Source organism: Streptomyces sp. AN091965 (genome assembly GCF_022698285.1).
Taxonomy (GTDB): domain Bacteria; phylum Actinomycetota; class Actinomycetes; order Streptomycetales; family Streptomycetaceae; genus Streptomyces.
Genome location: NZ_JALDMY010000001.1, coordinates 9,030,724 through 9,045,769, shown reverse-complemented (window position 1 = coordinate 9,045,769; position 15,046 = coordinate 9,030,724). Strand labels below are relative to the sequence as shown.

Sequence of the window (15,046 nt, the reverse complement as noted above, 5' to 3'; positions counted from 1 at the left end):
GCTTCCCCCACGCGAGAGCCGGATCGTCCTGCACAATCCCCGCATGGAGATTGCCGAGCACATAGAGATCCTCGACCGCGAAGGGCGGCTGCTCGCCCGCGCCGCCGAGGAGGCGGGGACCGACGCCGCCGTGCCCACCTGCCCCGGGTGGAGCGTGCGTGACCTGGTGCGGCACACGGGCGTGGTGCACCGCTGGGCCGCCGCCTTCGTCGCCGACGCGCACCCCTCGTTCCGCTCCTGGCAGGAGGAGCCGGCCCTGGACGGCGCCGACCTCGTGGCGTGGTTCCGCGAGGGGCACGCACAGCTCGTCGCCGCGCTCACCGCCGCCCCGTCCGACCTGCGGTGCTGGACGTTCCTGCCCGCCCCATCACCGCTGGCCTTCTGGGCCCGGCGGCAGGCGAACGAGACGGCCGTGCACCGCGTGGACGCCGAGTCAGCCCGGGGCGGTACCCCCACGGCCGTCGGCACGGACTTCGCGGTGGACGGCATCGACGAGCTGCTGCGCGGCTTCCACGCCCGGTCCAAGAGCCGGTTGCGCACCCCGGAGCCGCGCGTGCTGCGGATCCGCGCCACCGACGCGAAGGAGGCGTGGACGGTCCATCTGTCCCCGGAGGTGCCCGTCACCGAGCACGGCGACACCGTGCCCGCCGACTGCGAGGTCGCGGGTCAGGCTGCGTATCTGTATCTGGCCCTGTGGAACCGGCTGCCGTTCCCGCAGATCACGGGCGACACCGCACTCACCACGCTGTGGCGCGAGACGGCGGGGGTCGGCTGACAGCCGGGCCGAAGGGGGCCCGGCCCCGGCCGGGCCCGCCCCCGAGCCGCCGTCAGGCGCCCGGCGCCGCCAGCATGCGGGTGAGCACGGCGCGCTGCACCGGCTTCACCTCGGCGTGCAGCGCACGCCCCTTGGCGGTCAGACAGACCAGTACGCCGCGGCGGTCCTCGCTGCACATGCCGCGCTCGACCAGGCCGTCCTTCTCCAGGCGGCCGACGAGGCGGGACAGGGCGCTCTGGCTCAAGTGGACCTGGCAGGCGATGTCCTGGACCCGGAAGCCGCCGCCACCGCCTGCGGAGTGCCCCGCGGCGAGCACGTCGAGCACCTCGAAGTCACTCGCGCCCAGACCGTGCGGATGCAGCTCCCGGTCCAGCTCGCAGAGGGTGCGCGCGTGCACCGCGAGGATCTCCCGCCACTCGTCCACGAGCCCTTGCTCGGCCTCCGCCGGGGGCTCGGCCTTCGTCGCCGCCATGGCGGCACCGTAGCAGAATTCCGGGGATTATTGCATCGGAATTAAATGCACTTGCAGTCAATGCATATGCATGTACTGTGCTCCGCATGACTTCACCGGTCCCCCCTGTCCCCCTTGCCTCCGCCTCGGCGGAGCGCTGGACCCCACGTCTGTGGGGCACGCTGCTCGTCCTGTGTGCCGCGATGTTCCTGGACGCCCTCGACGTCTCGATGGTCGGTGTCGCCCTGCCCTCCATCGGCTCGGACCTGGACCTCTCCACCTCGTCCCTGCAGTGGGTCGTCAGCGGCTACATCCTCGGCTACGGCGGTCTGCTGCTGCTCGGCGGCCGCGCCGCCGACCTCCTCGGGCGCCGCGAGGTCTTCCTCATCGCCCTCGGCGTCTTCGCCGTCACCTCCCTGTTCGGAGGGCTCGTCGACTCCGGGCCGCTGCTCATCGCCAGCCGCTTCGTGAAGGGCCTGAGCGCCGCGTTCACCGCGCCCGCGGGCCTGTCGATCATCACCACGACCTTCGCCGAGGGACCGGTCCGCAACCGTGCCCTGTCCATCTACACCACCTGCGCCGCCACCGGCTTCTCGCTCGGCCTCGTCCTGTCCGGCGTCCTCACCGAGGTCAGCTGGCGCCTGACCATGCTGCTGCCCGCGCCGATCGCCGTCATCGCGCTCGTCGCCGGTCTCAAGCTCATCCCGCGCTCCGCCCGCGAGGCGAACCGCGGCGGCTACGACGTGCCGGGCGCCGTCACCGGCACGGCGTCGATGCTGCTGCTCGTCTTCACCGTCGTCCAGGCCCCCGAGGCCGGCTGGGCCTCCGCCCGCACGCTGCTGTCCTTCCTGGCCGTGGCGGTGCTCCTCGCCGCCTTCGTCGCCATCGAGCTGCGCACCGCGAGCCCGCTGATCCGCCTCGGCGTCCTGCGCTCGGGAGCGCAGGTCCGCGCCCAGCTCGGCGCGGTGACGTTCTTCGGCGGCTACGTGTCCTTCCAGTTCATCGCCACCCAGTACCTCCAGTCGCTGCTCGGCTGGTCGGCCCTGGAGACGGCACTCGCCTTCCTGCCCGCGGGCGTGATCGTGGCCCTGTCCGCCACGAAGATCGCCGGGGTCATCGACCGGTTCGGTACCACCCGGGTCATCGTGACCGGCTTCGCGCTGCTCGTGGCGTCGTACGCGCTGTTCCTGCGCATCGATCTGACGCCGACGTACGTCGCGGTCATCCTGCCCTCGATGGTGCTGCTCGGCGTCGCGTGCGCCCTGGTCTTCCCCTCGCTCAACATCCAGGCCACCAACGGCGTGGCCGACCACGAGCAGGGCATGGTCTCGGGGCTGCTCAACACCTCGATCCAGGTGGGCGGCGCGGTCATCCTCGCGATCACCACCGCGGTCATCACGGCCTCCGGCGAGGGTTCGCCCGAGACCGGCGCCTCGCCCGCGGACGTCCTCGACAGCTACCGCCCGGGCCTGGTCCTGGTGACGGCCTTCGCCGTCGCCGGTCTGCTCATCAACCTCACCGGCCTGCGCGCGCGGCGCAAGCAGCGGACGATTCCCGTCGCCTCGTCGCAGCCGCGCACGGACGCCCCGCGCGAGCAGGTCACCGTCGGCGACTGACCACGGCCGGCCCCTGGGCCCGGCGGGCGGTTCCTTGCCCGCCGGGCCCTCGTCCTGTGACACTCCCCGTATGAATGACATGGGGGACACGGTCGGACAAGGCCGACGGAACCAGGCCGAGCGGGACGCGGTCACGGTCGAGATCGGGTACGCGCTCGCGAGCGCGGTGGCGGCCGCCGCGCTCGTCTTCATGGCCCTCGCGGGCGGGCCCATCCTCGTCTTCGGCCTGTCGGGCGGCGCCGCCCGGACGCTCACGGTCGTGGGCGTGACGCTCGCCGCCCTCGTGTTCGTCGTCCGCGTCGTCACCGTCCTGTGGCGCTTCACCGAGCGGTGGCGGGCACGCCGCGCGGCCCTTCCCGGTCTGCCCGCTCAGCCCAGCCAGCCGGGGCGGACCAGGCCCGACTCATAGGCCAGGACGACCAGTTGGGCGCGGTCGCGGGCGCCCAGTTTCACCATCGTGCGGCTCACGTGCGTCTTGGCGGTGAGCGGGCTGACGACGAGACGGCGCGCGATCTCCTCGTTGGACAGGCCGATCCCCACCAGGGCCATCACCTCCCGCTCGCGCTCGGTGAGGTCGGCGAGTGCCCCGGCGGCCGCCGGTTCCTTGGAGCGCGCGGCGAACTCCCCGATGAGGCGGCGCGTCACCCCCGGCGAGAGCAGCGCGTCGCCCGCGACCACCGCCCGCACCGCGCGCAGCAGTTCGTCCGGCTCGGTGTCCTTCACCAGGAAGCCCGAGGCGCCGGAGCGGATCGCCTCGAAGACGTACTCGTCGAGCTCGAACGTGGTGAGCATGACCACCCGGACCCCGTCGAGGTCCGGCTCGCCGGTGATCCGCCGGGTGGCCTCCAGGCCGTCGAGCAGCGGCATGCGGATGTCCATCAGGACGACGTCGGGCCGCAGCGCCCGCACCTTGCGCACCGCCTCCTCGCCGTCCGCGGCCTCGCCCGCCACCTCGATGTCCGCCTGGGCGTCGAGCAGCGCCTTGAACCCCGCGCGGACCAACGACTGGTCGTCGGCGAGCAGTACGCGGATCACGGGGCCTCCTGGGGGTGGGGTGCTCACTGGTCGTCGTGCCGGTCCCGGCCTTGCCGCGCGGCACCGGTGGTGGGCAGCACCGCCGTCACGCGGAAGCCGCCGTCGGGGCGCGGGCCCGCCTCAATGGTGCCCTTGAGCGCGGCGGCCCGCTCCCGCATGCCGGCGAGGCCGTTGCCGCTGCCGCCCGCGTCCGCGCCGGTGGCGGGGCCGTCGTCGTCGACGCGCAGGGTCACCGAGCCCGGGGCGTGGCGCACCAGGACGCGGGCCCGCCGGGAACCGGAGTGGCGTACGACGTTGGTGAGCGCCTCCTGGACGATGCGGAAGGCGGCCAGGTCCACGCCGGGCGGCAGGGGGCCGCGGCGGCCCTCGGTGCTGACGGTCACCGTCAGGCCGGTGCTCCCCGCCTGTTCGACGAGTTCCGGCAGCCGGTCGAGGCCCGGTGCCGGGGCGCGCGGGGCGGCTCCCGGGGCCCGCAGGGTGTCGAGGACCTGGCGGACCTCGCCGAGGGCCTCCTTGCTGGCGGCCTTGATCGTGGTCAGGGCGGTTCTGGCCTGCTCGGGGTCGGAGTCGAGCAGGGCGAGGCCCACACCGGCCTGCACGTTGATCACGGAGATGCTGTGGGCGAGGACGTCGTGCAGCTCGCGGGCCATCCGCAGGCGCTCCTCGTCGGCGCGCCGCCGGGCCGCGAGCGCGCGCTCGGTGCGCTCCTTGGCCCACTGCTCGCGGCGGGTGCGGGCCAGCTCCGAGACCGCGAGGAGCGCCACCACCCAGACGGCGATGACCAGTTCCTCGCCCCAGCCGAGCGCGGCGTCCCCGTCCGGCGGCAGCCAGCGGTACAACACCTGGGTGACCAGGATCTGCCCGGCCCACCACAGGCCGACGGCGCCCCACGCCGCCCGCCGGTGCCCCGCGACGACCGCCGCGAAGCAGCCGACCGCGACCGTGAGGAGCACGGGCCCGTACGGATATCCGGCGCCGAGGTAGACCACGGTGACCCCGGCGGTGACGTAGGCCACGGCCACGGGGTGGCGGTGGCGCAGCAGCAGGGAGCCCGACGCGACCAGGAGCAGCGCCCGCGCGAAGCCGTCGACCCCTTCCCGCTCGGGCTGGCCGTGCGCCGCGAAGCCCGTGCCGATCTGGATGAACGCCGTGAGGAGCACGGTCGTCAGCCAGGGCAGGCGGCGCCCGGCCGCGGCGGGCTCGTCGGCGCCCCGGAACCGCCACCACGGCGGCCCCTGCCGCCACAGTGCCGGTCCGCTCCGGGGCGGGCCGGGGCACCCGCGTCCGCGCTGTTCGTCCATGGCGGCCACGCTAGACGGCGGCCGGGGCGCCGGGCGTCCGCCAGGCGTGGCGATCAGGCGTACTCCCTGGGGAGTACGCCACGCGCGCGCCCGGCGGTCAGTCCTTCGGCAGCGGTCTTCGGCGCGCAGGCCCCTTGGGCTGGGAGGGCACGCGGACCTGTACGGCGTCCGGCGGGGCGGAGGAGTCGGACGGCGTCTTGGGCACGCCCCGGCGGGCCGGGCCGCCCGCGGCGGGGCGCACGCCGTCGAGGCTCCGGGAGCGGTAGCCGTCGAGCTCGGCCTGGAGCGCGCGCAGCCGCTGGTAGGTGTCGTAGAGGTAGCGCACCTTGGTGCGCAGCGTCCACGGGTCGACCGGCTTGACGACGATGTCGGCCACGCCGAGGCGCAGGGCCGTCGCCGACAGCTCCTGGCTCACGTCGAAGCCGGTCAGGAGGATGATCGGCAGGAGCTGCGTCTGCTCCACGCCCCGTACGTAACGCACCACGTCCAGGCCGTCGACGCCGGGCATGCGCACATCCAGCAGGGCCACGGCGATGTGGCCGCGGAGTATCTCCTTGAGGGCATCGTCCCCGTTGGTCGCGCACGTCGTCTCATAGCCGAGCGGAGCCAGCGCGCTTTCGAGCGCGAAGAGGTAATCCTCGTGGTCGTCCACGACGAGGACCTTCGAGTGCGACGGCATGTGTGGAGCCCCCTCATCCGAGCTAACCAGCCTATGCCCATGGCGAGTTGGAGAAACCTTCATCCGAAACGCTAGACGACTTCTCATTCTTCACAAGCCGATCACCGGACTCGGCCGCTCCACGCGTTTCCCGCCAGGGGGCGTGCGGCGCGGGCGCACGGGTGGGGGCGGGGCCGTCGGGACGGGCGCGCGGGACGTCCTTCCGCCCGCCGCCCGCCCCGGTCGCGGCGCTACCGGTCGAGCTTGCCGAGCACCCGGCCCGCCATCGGGTGCGTGCGCACGATCTCGGCGAGGGTCGTCCGGCCGCTGGTGATCTTCGCGAACGCGTTCCACGCCGGGCGGAAGCCGGTGATCGCCGTGTGCAGGAGGCCGGGGCGCCGCTCGAAGACGCCCAGCATGCGCCGCCCGACGCTCATCTCCACGCCGAGGCCCGCCTTGACGGCGAACGCGTAGTTCAGCGCCTGGCGGCGGGCGTCCACCGCGTCGTGCGCCTCCGCGATGCGTACCGCCCACTCCCCCGCGAGACGGCCCGAGCGCAGCGCGAACGAGATGCCCTCGCGGGTCCACGGCTCAAGGAGGCCCGCCGCGTCGCCGCACACCAGGACCCGGCCGCGGGACAGCGGCGAGTCGTCGCTGCGGCAGCGCGTGAGATGGCCGGAGGAGATGCTCGGCTCGAAGCCCGAAAGACCGAGCCGGGCGATGAAGTCCTCCAAATAGCGCTTCGTCGCGGCGCCTTCGCCGCGCGCGGAGATCACACCGACGGTCAGCGTGTCGCCCTTGGGGAACACCCAGCCGTAACTGCCGGGCATCGGGCCCCAGTCGATGAGCACCCGGCCCGCCCAGTCCTCGGCGACCGTCGCGGGCACGGGGATCTCCGCCTCCAGGCCGAGGTCCACCTGGTCCAGCTTCACCCCGACGTGTGCTCCTATGCGGCTCGCGCTGCCGTCGGCGCCCACGACCGCGCGCGCCAGGACCGTCTCCCCGCCCTGGAGGACGACCGCGACCGTGCGCCGGTCCGGCACGGCCGGGCCGTGCTGCTCGACGCGCGCCACGGTGACGCCGGTGCGCACCTCGGCGCCCGCCTTCTCCGCGTGCTCCACGAGCTGCTGGTCGAACTCCGGCCGGTTGATGAGCCCGAAGAGCGTCTTCCGCGAACGGCGGGTGCGGGAGAACTTGCCGTCCAGGGTGAACGTGACCGCGTGCACCCGGTCCCGCAGGGGCAGGTCGAAGCCCGGGGGCAGCGCGTCCCGCGAGGGACCGATGATGCCTCCGCCGCACGTCTTGTACCGCGGCAGTTCGGCCTTCTCCAGGACCAGGACGCTGCGTCCGGCGACGGCCGCCGCATAGGCCGCGGAGGCTCCCGCGGGGCCCGCGCCGACCACGACGACGTCCCACACCTGCCGCGGGTCGTCCGCTGACTTCTCGCTGCTCACGTTGGTCTTCCGCTCCTGATCCCCGTCTTGGCCGCGCTGTCCTTGCACTCTGGAGGGCATCCTACGGCGCACACCCGCGCGACCCTCCTGTGGGAGGATCAGCAACGTGCACACCGCACGCACCGTGCCCACAGGCCACGCGCGCGGCGCGCACCCGAGACCACCGCGAACCGCGTCACCCGTCCCCCAGGGACAACGTCGCACCTACGAGGAGCGTGCCCATGCCGTCGAATCCGATCGCCGAGACCGTCGCTTCGCTCATGCCGCGGGCGAAGGCGGAGCTCACCGAGCTGGTGGCCTTCAAGTCGGTGGCGGACTTCGAGCAGTATCCGAAGAGCGAGAGCGAGGCCGCCGCGCACTGGGTGGCCGACGCCCTGCGCACCGAGGGCTTCGAGGACGTGGCGCTCCTGGACACCCCGGACGGCACGCAGTCGGTGTACGGCTACCTGCCGGGCCCCGAGGGCGCCCCGACGGTGCTCCTGTACGCGCACTACGACGTCCAGCCCCCGCTCGACGAGTCCGGCTGGAGCACGCCTCCCTTCGAGCTGACCGAGCGCGACGGCCGCTGGTACGGCCGCGGCAGCGCCGACTGCAAGGGCGGCGTGATCATGCACCTGCTCGCGCTGCGCGCCCTGAAGGCCAACGGCGGCATCCCCGTGGCCGTGAAGTTCATCGCCGAGGGCTCGGAGGAGCAGGGCACGGGCGGTCTGGAGCGGTACGCCGAGGCGCACCCCGACCTGCTGCGCGCCGACACCATCGTCATCGGCGACGCGGGCAACTTCCGCGCCGGACTGCCGACGGTCACCGCGACCCTGCGCGGCATGACCCTGGTGCGCGTGGAGGTCGACACGCTCGAAGGCAACCTCCACTCCGGGCAGTTCGGCGGCGCGGCCCCGGACGCGCTCGCGGCCCTCGTGCGCGTCCTGGACTCGCTGCGCGCCGAGGACGGCTCGACGACGGTCGACGGCCTCGACAGCGCCGGCGTCTGGGAGGGCCTGCAGTACGCGGAGGACGACTTCCGCAGGGACGCGAAGGTCCTCGACGGGGTGGGCCTCATCGGCGAGGGCACGGTCGCCGACCGCATCTGGGCGCGCCCGGCGGTCACCGTGCTCGGCATCGACTGCCCGCCCGTCGTCGGCGCGACCCCGTCCGTGCAGGCGGGCGCGCGGGCGCTGATCAGCCTGCGGGTGCCGCCGGGCGTGGACGCCGCCGAGGCGACGAAGCTGCTGCGCGCCCACCTGGAGGCGCACACGCCGTGGGGCGCCCGGGTGCGCACGGAGCAGGTCGGCCAGGGCCAGGCCTTCCGCGCGGACGTCACCAGCCCCGCGTACGAGGCCATGGCCGCCGCCCTCAGCGAGGCGTACGACGGCCGGCAGATGCAGGCCTCCGGCATGGGCGGCTCGATCCCGCTGTGCAACACGCTGGGCGCGCTGTACCCGCAGGCGGAGATCCTCCTCATCGGCCTGAGCGAGCCCGAGGCGCAGATCCACGCCGTGAACGAGAGCGTGTCGCCGGACGAGCTGGAGCGCATGTCGGTCGCCGAGGCCCTGTTCCTGCAGCGGTACGCGACCGGGGCCTGACCCCACCCCGATGCCCGGGGCCACGAACACGGCCCCGGGCTCCGGCTCCCCCTCCAAAGCCCTACCGTGCCCGGCCGCACCCCCTCATGTCGTCGGCACGGAGCGCAGGAATCCTTGACCCCCAGCGCAAGCCACGGGGCCTACAGCAGACCGTGGTCGCGGGCGTACAGCGCGGCCTGGGCGCGGCCGCGCAGGCCGAGGCGGGTCAGAACGCGCGAGATGTGGTTCTTGACGGTGCCCTCGCTGAGGTAGAGCTCCGCCGCGATCTCGCGGTTGGTGGCCCCGGCGGCGACGAGCCGCAGGATCTCGACCTCACGGGCGGTGGGCGAGGCGCCCGGTTCCGCGACGGGCCCGGGCGGCCGGGTGGGCGGCGGCGCGGCCGCGAGGCGGCGGGTGACCGCCGGGTCGAGCTGGGCCACGCCTCGGTGGGCGAGCCGTACGGCGTCGGCGAGTTCGGCCGCGGGCAGGCTCTTGAGGAGGTAGCCGACGGCCCCTGCCCGCAGGGCGCGCACCACGTAGTCCTCGTCGTCGAACGTCGTCAGCATGACGACCTTGCAGGCCGGAGCGCGGCCGCTGACGGCGGCGACGGCCGCGACGCCGTCCATGCCCGGCATGCGCACGTCCATCAGGATCACGTCGGGCGCCAGCGCGAGCGCGGCGTCGACCGCCCCGGCGCCGTCGGCGGCCGTGCCGACCACCCGGATGCCGGGCTGGATGCCGAGCAGGGACGCGATGCCCTCACGGACCAGTTCCTGGTCGTCGACGACGAGGACGCGCACGGCATCGGGGCCTTCGGGGGTCCGGGGGTTCATCGGGAGCGTCCGGTCGGCGCCGGAGGGTCGACGGCGCCCGCCGCCTCGGGGATCGGCAGGGCGCGGGGCACCGTCGCCGTGAGCGTGGTGCCGTCACCCGGTGCGCTCCGCACGCGCAGTGCGCCCCCGAGCGGCTGGAGCCGTTCGCGCAGGCCGCGCAGGCCGACGCCGGGGGCGGCCCGCTCGACGGCCGGTTCGGGAAGGCCGCGGCCGTCGTCGGTCACGGTCAGGCGCGCCGCGGCCGGTCCGTACGCCACGTGGAGGTGGACGTGCGCCGCGTCCGCGTGGCGGCGGGCGTTCGTCAGGGCTTCCTGGGCGGCGCGGTACAGCGCGGTCAACTGGCCTTCCCCGTAGCCCGTTTCCTGCCCGGTGATGTCGAGGGTGACGTGCGGTCCGCCGCCGTCGGCTCCGTTCCGGACGAGGTCCGTGAGCGCGTCGGAGAGCGAGAACGGCTCCGGCTCGTCCCGCAGGGCCCGCACCGAGCGGCGGGCCTCGTCCAGGGCGCGCCGCGCCGACCAGCGGGCGGCGGCCAGGGCCAGGTCGGACTCTGCGCGGTCGAGGTCGCGGAAGGCCTCCGCCTTCTCCACCTGCACGGCGACGGCCGTGAGGTGGTGGCCGATGCTGTCGTGGATCTCGCGGGCGAGCCGGTTGCGCTCCTCGGCCGTGGACAGTTCGGCGACCCGGGCGGCGTAGGCACGCAACCGGCGCTGGGAGTCGGTGAGTTCACGCACCGTCGACTCCAGGCGCCACCGGGCGTCCTGCTCCCCCGTCGCGACGGCCGCCATGGACACCGTGAGGACCAGGACGAGGGCGAACATCAGCAGGTCGGAGATCGCTTCGGCGTCCGTGTACCAGCCGTCGGAGGCCAGCGCGCAGCGGCCGAGCAGCGCGCCCGCACAGCCCGCACCGAGCGCGATGCTCACGCGCCGCCCGAAGGCGAAGTACGCCGTGAACGGCACGAGGACGAACAGGGCCCGCGACAGGCCCGCGCTGTCGCAGGCCGTCACCGCGACGAAGAGGCCCACGCGCGCAAGGAGCACACCCGCCGCGACGCCGCGCGCGACGCCTGCACGCCGGTCGAGCCCGACGCCCGTACGCCGGTGGAGCCGCCGCTCGGCCGCGTCCAGGGCGAACAGCGCGGCCAGCGCCGCGACGAATCCGGCGGTGCGCGCGGGCGGCTGGGGCTCGTCCCCGACGAGGTCGTAGTACACGCCCGCGAACAGGACGGCCGCGTAGAGCACGGAGGCCACCCAGGGCGGTGCGTGGCCCGGTCGCACCGGCGACGGCTTCCTCGGGTGCCACGGCGTGGTCGTCATCCGCCCCTCCCCCAAACAACCTGCGGGTCACGGTACTTGGGGCGGTCGGCGGGCCACGACCCCAAGGGAGCTCCCGCAGGAGCTCTGGCCGTTCGGCACGTGCCGAACGGACGGCTACCGCCCGGCAGAGTGGCCGCCGATCCGGCCGTACGGCACTGCCCGCCCCCCCGCCCGCTCCCTACGGTCTCCCTGCCCCGCCGTTGTCCGCGGCCGGGCCACGACGAGAACCGGGAGCCCCACGCATGATCCGTCATCTGGCCGCCACCACCGCGGCGCTGCTGCTCGCGACGCTTGCCCCCGCCGCCACGGCCGCGCCGCCGCCAGGAGCCTGCCCCGGCGGGCGGCTGCGCGTCCCCGGCGCCGAGAAGACCGTCGCCGCCTGTCTGAGCGACCTCACCACGGCCGGTACGGTCGCCTCCGGCCACACCGACCCGGCGGACTGGGCGGGCCTGGTGGCACCGGGCACCCGCAGCCCGTCGGGCGTGCCCGGCGTCCAGCTCGACGGCTACTTCCCCGACTCGTCGCACACCAACGGCACGCACGGCTGGAACCACGACAGCCAGTTCGTGATCCGTCTGCCCGAGCGCTGGAACGGCGGCCTCGTCGTGGCCGCTCCGCCGGGCATCCGGGAGCAGTACGCCAACGACCGCACCATCGGCGACCACGTCCTGGCACGGGGCTACGCGTTCGCGGCCACCGACAAGGGCAACACGGGGCCCGCGCTGTACCGCGACGGCGCACGCCCCGGCGACGCCATCGCCGAGTGGCACCGGCGCCTGACCCAGCTGACCGTCGCCGCCGAGCGGGTCGCGGCACGGCACTACGGCAGCGCGCCCCGGCGCACCTACGCGGCGGGCATGTCCATGGGCGGCTACCTGGTTCGCCGGCAGCTGGAGAACGTCCCGTGGTTGTACGACGGCGGGCTCGACTGGGAGGGCGTCCTGCTGACCCGCGACGCGCCCAACCTCCTCACGACGCTGCCGCCCGCGCTGCGTGCCTACCCGCGGCTCCGCGCGGGCGAGCCGGGCGCACGCGAGGCGATGGCCGCCGCGGGGTACCCGCCGGAGTCCGAGCCCCTGTGGGACACGCACTACAGGACGCAGTGGGACACCTTCCAGCGGCTGATCCGCGAGGAGGTCGACCCCGGTTACGACGGCGACGCCGAGGCCGGTACGCCGTTCTGCCCCGAGGGCACCGGCCGTGGCTGCGACACGGACTACGACTACGCGGCGCGCCCCCGCGCGGTGCACGACACCATGGGCAGGCTCGCGCTGAGCGGCCGCATCGCCCGGCCGCTCCTGACCGTGCACGGCACCCTGGACGCCCTGATCCCCATCGGGCCCGGCTCCGACACCTACGCGCGGCTCGTCGAGAAGGCCCGGCGCAGCCCCCTCCACCGCTCCTACCGGATCGTCGGCGGCAACCACACGGACGGCCTGTACGCCGCGCACCCGGACCTGGTCCGCCCCCTGCTGCCGTGCGTCCGCGACGCCTTCGACGCCCTGACGGCCTGGGTGGAGGACGGCACGGCGCCCCCGCCCGGCCGCACGGTGCCGCGCCCGGACGGCGACCCGGTGCACACGTGCGCGCTCTGATCCCGGCGCGGGCTCCGACCAGGCCGCTCTGCCGGAGGCAGAACCCGTACGCCCCGGGCGAAGAGCCCTCGCTCCGCAGGCCGCGCCGTCCCTACGGTCGCCGTATGAACCCGATCGAGATCATCGAACTCCGGCCCCGGCTCCACCTCTTCCGCTTCTCCGTCGGCCAGGCCTATCTGTGGCGCGACGGCGACGAGCTGACGCTCGTGGACGCGGGCACCCCCGGTTCGGGCCCGGCCGTGGTCGAGGCGATCGAGGGCCTCGGGCTCCGCGCCCGCGACGTACGGCGCGTCGTCCTCACGCACTTCCACAGCGACCACGTGGGCGGGGCGGGCGAGGTGGCGGCCCTCACCGGCGCCACGGTCCTCGCGCACCACCTGGACGCGCCCATGGTCCGCGGCGAGGTCCCGGGCCCGGCACCGGTCCTGGAGGACTGGGAGGTGCCGATCTTCGCGGAGACGTCGAAGGACGTGCCGAAGCCGACCGAGCAGCGGGTGTACGCCGCCGAGGTGCAGGAGGTGACGGACGGCGACGTGCTGCCCTTCGGCGGGGGCGCCCACGTGGTCGGCGCCCCCGGGCACACCCGGGGCAGCATCGGCCTGCACCTGCCGGAGCACGGCGTCCTGTTCACCGGTGACGCGATCGCCAACACCCCCGAGACGGGTGTGCTCCTCGGCGTGTTCAACCAGGACGCGGGCCAGGCCGTCGCCTCGTTCCACCGGCTCGCCGCGCTGGACTCCGACATGGCGTGTTTCGGTCACGGCGATCCGGTCCGCGCGGACGCGTCGGCGGTGCTGCGGGAGTCGGCGGCGCGATATGCGCGCACCTGACACCGCCTGGGCGGGGCGGCCGGGAGCGGCGGCCCGCGGCGGACGATGACCGCCTCCGCCCGTGCCAGGGCCACGGCCCGGACGCGAGTGGGCTCGGCGAGCTGCACGCGGTCCCTCTCCAGAAGGGAGGACACGAGCCCCCTGCGTCCCGCCCAAGCGGCCTGAGGCGAGCGCGCTTTGAGCGCGCATTCACCGTCCGCGACCGCGATGACGCGCTCCCGCCGCCGGAATGCACCGTTCGGCTTCCCGCCGCATTCTTCCGCCCTGAATTCCCGTACGTGTCCACCGGGTTCTCCCGCGCCTTTTCGGGGGCCGGAAAAGGATGGCCGCGTTCCGTCATCCACACGCGCCGACCGGAGAGTGCCGGGACATCACCGGGCTGCCGGGGCACCTGGGGATCCAGACGCCCGCTGAGCGCCTGGTGACACCTAGTCCATGCACCCAGGCGACGTACACCGGACTCGCGCTGGACTTCGTGCCGAAAAGAGCCTCCTGCATTCACCGGGCCGAATGGTAGAAGTGTGCGCCTGGACGCAAAAACGGGGTACGAGGCGGTCTCGCCGCACGTGCCGTCGGGGGAGCAATCGCAGGAGAAGTGCGGGGCAGCGGAATGCTCAGGATCCATTTCAGTTCTGACGATCTGGCGCGCACCCGTTTCGCCGAAGAGCCCGATCCGATGTGGGAGTTGAACATCAGCCTGCACCGGCTCCAGCGCCGGGACGCCTCCGTGCTCTTCGGCCCCTGGCGCAGGGAGGTCGCGTCCTCCCTGCTGGGTGCCACACGGCTGCTCTCCGCGCTGTCCCCGGCCCGGGGCTACACCTGCGACTTCCTCACTCCCCCTGCCGACCGCGACCTGGCCGTCCAGACCGAGGCACTGCGGGCCACCCCACGGCGGCGCTTGCGTATCGAGCTGGAGACCTTCGAGCGGCTGAACCCGGGCACCCGGCTGCCCGCCTGGTCGGCGGAGCTGGCCACGGGCTCGACGCGGCTCCTCGGCCGGCTCGCCGACACCGCGCACGCGTACTTCGACGCCGGTCTGCGCCCGTACTGGCACACCGTCCATGACGCCGTGCGCCACGACGTGATGCTGCGCGCCAGACAGCTGGCCCACGGCGGCTGGGAGGCCGTCCTCGGCACCCTGCACACCACCGCGCGCTGGGAGTACCCGGTACTCAGCCTCGGCTTCCCGGTCGAGCAGGACCTGCACCTCGGCGGCCGCGGGCTGCTGCTCCAGCCGTCCTTCTTCTGCCGCTACGGCCCCACCGCCCTCTTCGACCCCGGCCTCGCACCCGTCCTCGTCTACCCCATCGAGCACCGACCCGGCTGGGAGCGCCCGTGCCCCGACTCCCCTGCCCGGCGGTCGCTCACCGCGCTCCTCGGCCGGGCCCGGGCGCTCCTCCTCGAAGCCGCGGCCGACGGCACGTTCACCACCACGGAACTGGCCCGGCGCACGGGTCTCACCCCGTCCAACGCCAGCCGCCACCTCACGGCGCTGCGCGAGGCGGCCCTCGTCTCCAGCCGTCGGCACCGCAACACGACCCTGCACACGGTCACGGCCCTGGGGGTGTCGCTCCTCGACGGCTGTCCGCTGCCCCTGCCCGCCTGACCTGCCGTGCGCCCGGA

At 74.2% G+C, this 15,046-nt stretch carries 14 protein-coding genes; 7 read left to right on the top strand and 7 right to left on the bottom strand.

Annotated elements, in window-relative coordinates; translation table 11 throughout:
• Positions 1-43: 43 nt before the first annotated feature.
• Positions 44-775 (top strand): maleylpyruvate isomerase family mycothiol-dependent enzyme, encoded by a 732-nt coding sequence (locus tag MQV74_RS37170; RefSeq protein WP_242727885.1) that lies wholly within the window; start codon positions 44-46, stop codon positions 773-775.
• A gap of 52 nt (positions 776-827) precedes the next feature.
• Here MQV74_RS37170 and MQV74_RS37165 read toward each other — a convergent pair whose 3' ends face one another.
• A complete protein-coding gene (locus MQV74_RS37165) occupies positions 828-1,247 on the bottom strand; it encodes a MarR family winged helix-turn-helix transcriptional regulator (RefSeq protein WP_242727884.1) in 420 nt (139 codons plus the stop codon).
• A gap of 86 nt (positions 1,248-1,333) precedes the next feature.
• Between MQV74_RS37165 and MQV74_RS37160 the strand changes: the two genes are divergently transcribed.
• On the top strand, positions 1,334-2,842 hold the full coding sequence (locus tag MQV74_RS37160; protein WP_242727883.1) for an MFS transporter: 1,509 nt from the start codon (positions 1,334-1,336) through the stop codon (positions 2,840-2,842).
• A 70-nt stretch (positions 2,843-2,912) separates the two neighbouring features.
• A complete protein-coding gene (locus tag MQV74_RS37155; protein WP_242727882.1) occupies positions 2,913-3,251 on the top strand; it encodes a DUF6332 family protein in 339 nt (112 codons plus the stop codon).
• On the opposite strand, the gene MQV74_RS37150 is transcribed toward MQV74_RS37155, so the two are convergent.
• From MQV74_RS37150 to MQV74_RS37135, 4 genes are all read right to left on the bottom strand, one after another.
• Positions 3,212-3,877 (bottom strand): response regulator, encoded by a 666-nt coding sequence (locus tag MQV74_RS37150; RefSeq protein WP_242727881.1) that lies wholly within the window; start codon positions 3,875-3,877, stop codon positions 3,212-3,214. The two genes, MQV74_RS37155 and MQV74_RS37150, sit on opposite strands and share 40 nt — an antisense overlap.
• 23 nt (positions 3,878-3,900) lie before the next feature.
• Positions 3,901-5,178, bottom strand: coding sequence for a sensor histidine kinase (locus MQV74_RS37145; RefSeq protein WP_242727880.1), 1,278 nt, complete (start codon positions 5,176-5,178; stop codon positions 3,901-3,903).
• 97 nt (positions 5,179-5,275) lie between these two features.
• Positions 5,276-5,857 carry a response regulator gene (locus tag MQV74_RS37140; RefSeq protein ID WP_242727879.1) on the bottom strand — a complete coding sequence of 194 codons (582 nt, stop codon included), beginning with the start codon at positions 5,855-5,857 and terminating at the stop codon, positions 5,276-5,278.
• Between the two features lie 230 nt (positions 5,858-6,087).
• Positions 6,088-7,290 carry a geranylgeranyl reductase family protein gene (locus MQV74_RS37135; RefSeq protein ID WP_242727878.1) on the bottom strand — a complete coding sequence of 401 codons (1,203 nt, stop codon included), beginning with the start codon at positions 7,288-7,290 and terminating at the stop codon, positions 6,088-6,090.
• 221 nt (positions 7,291-7,511) lie between these two features.
• Between MQV74_RS37135 and MQV74_RS37130 the strand changes: the two genes are divergently transcribed.
• Entirely contained in the window at positions 7,512-8,870 is a 1,359-nt protein-coding gene (locus MQV74_RS37130) for a dipeptidase (RefSeq protein WP_242727877.1), read from the top strand.
• A gap of 140 nt (positions 8,871-9,010) precedes the next feature.
• Here the strand turns inward: MQV74_RS37130 and MQV74_RS37125 are convergent, their stop codons facing one another.
• Together MQV74_RS37125 and MQV74_RS37120 are read right to left on the bottom strand one after the other, a co-directional pair.
• Complete coding sequence (locus MQV74_RS37125) at positions 9,011-9,682, bottom strand: response regulator (RefSeq protein ID WP_242727876.1); 672 nt, start codon at positions 9,680-9,682, stop codon at positions 9,011-9,013.
• Complete coding sequence (locus MQV74_RS37120; protein ID WP_242727875.1) at positions 9,679-10,998, bottom strand: sensor histidine kinase; 1,320 nt, start codon at positions 10,996-10,998, stop codon at positions 9,679-9,681. The genes MQV74_RS37125 and MQV74_RS37120 overlap by 4 nt, the downstream gene beginning before the upstream one ends.
• A gap of 242 nt (positions 10,999-11,240) precedes the next feature.
• Here MQV74_RS37120 and MQV74_RS37115 point away from each other — a divergent pair, with 242 nt between their 5' ends.
• The 3 genes from MQV74_RS37115 (at position 11,241) to MQV74_RS37105 (ending at position 15,029) form a co-directional block, all read left to right on the top strand.
• A complete protein-coding gene (locus MQV74_RS37115; RefSeq protein ID WP_242727874.1) occupies positions 11,241-12,593 on the top strand; it encodes a tannase/feruloyl esterase family alpha/beta hydrolase in 1,353 nt (450 codons plus the stop codon).
• A 113-nt stretch (positions 12,594-12,706) separates the two neighbouring features.
• Positions 12,707-13,423, top strand: a complete 717-nt coding sequence (locus tag MQV74_RS37110; RefSeq protein ID WP_242729356.1) for an MBL fold metallo-hydrolase — start codon at positions 12,707-12,709, stop codon at positions 13,421-13,423.
• Positions 13,424-14,033: 610 nt separating this feature from the next.
• Entirely contained in the window at positions 14,034-15,029 is a 996-nt protein-coding gene (locus MQV74_RS37105; protein WP_242727873.1) for an ArsR/SmtB family transcription factor, read from the top strand.
• Positions 15,030-15,046 lie beyond the last annotated feature (17 nt).

Coding starts and splice junctions, on each gene's coding strand:
- MQV74_RS37170 (WP_242727885.1), top strand. CDS start 44: ATGGAGATTGCCGAGCACATAGAGATCCTCGACCGCGAAGGGCGGCTG.
- MQV74_RS37165 (WP_242727884.1), bottom strand. CDS start 1,247: ATGGCGGCGACGAAGGCCGAGCCCCCGGCGGAGGCCGAGCAAGGGCTC.
- MQV74_RS37160 (WP_242727883.1), top strand. CDS start 1,334: ATGACTTCACCGGTCCCCCCTGTCCCCCTTGCCTCCGCCTCGGCGGAG.
- MQV74_RS37155 (WP_242727882.1), top strand. CDS start 2,913: ATGAATGACATGGGGGACACGGTCGGACAAGGCCGACGGAACCAGGCC.
- MQV74_RS37145 (WP_242727880.1), bottom strand. CDS start 5,178: ATGGACGAACAGCGCGGACGCGGGTGCCCCGGCCCGCCCCGGAGCGGA.
- MQV74_RS37140 (WP_242727879.1), bottom strand. CDS start 5,857: ATGCCGTCGCACTCGAAGGTCCTCGTCGTGGACGACCACGAGGATTAC.
- MQV74_RS37130 (WP_242727877.1), top strand. CDS start 7,512: ATGCCGTCGAATCCGATCGCCGAGACCGTCGCTTCGCTCATGCCGCGG.
- MQV74_RS37125 (WP_242727876.1), bottom strand. CDS start 9,682: ATGAACCCCCGGACCCCCGAAGGCCCCGATGCCGTGCGCGTCCTCGTC.
- MQV74_RS37120 (WP_242727875.1), bottom strand. CDS start 10,998: ATGACGACCACGCCGTGGCACCCGAGGAAGCCGTCGCCGGTGCGACCG.
- MQV74_RS37115 (WP_242727874.1), top strand. CDS start 11,241: ATGATCCGTCATCTGGCCGCCACCACCGCGGCGCTGCTGCTCGCGACG.
- MQV74_RS37105 (WP_242727873.1), top strand. CDS start 14,034: ATGCTCAGGATCCATTTCAGTTCTGACGATCTGGCGCGCACCCGTTTC.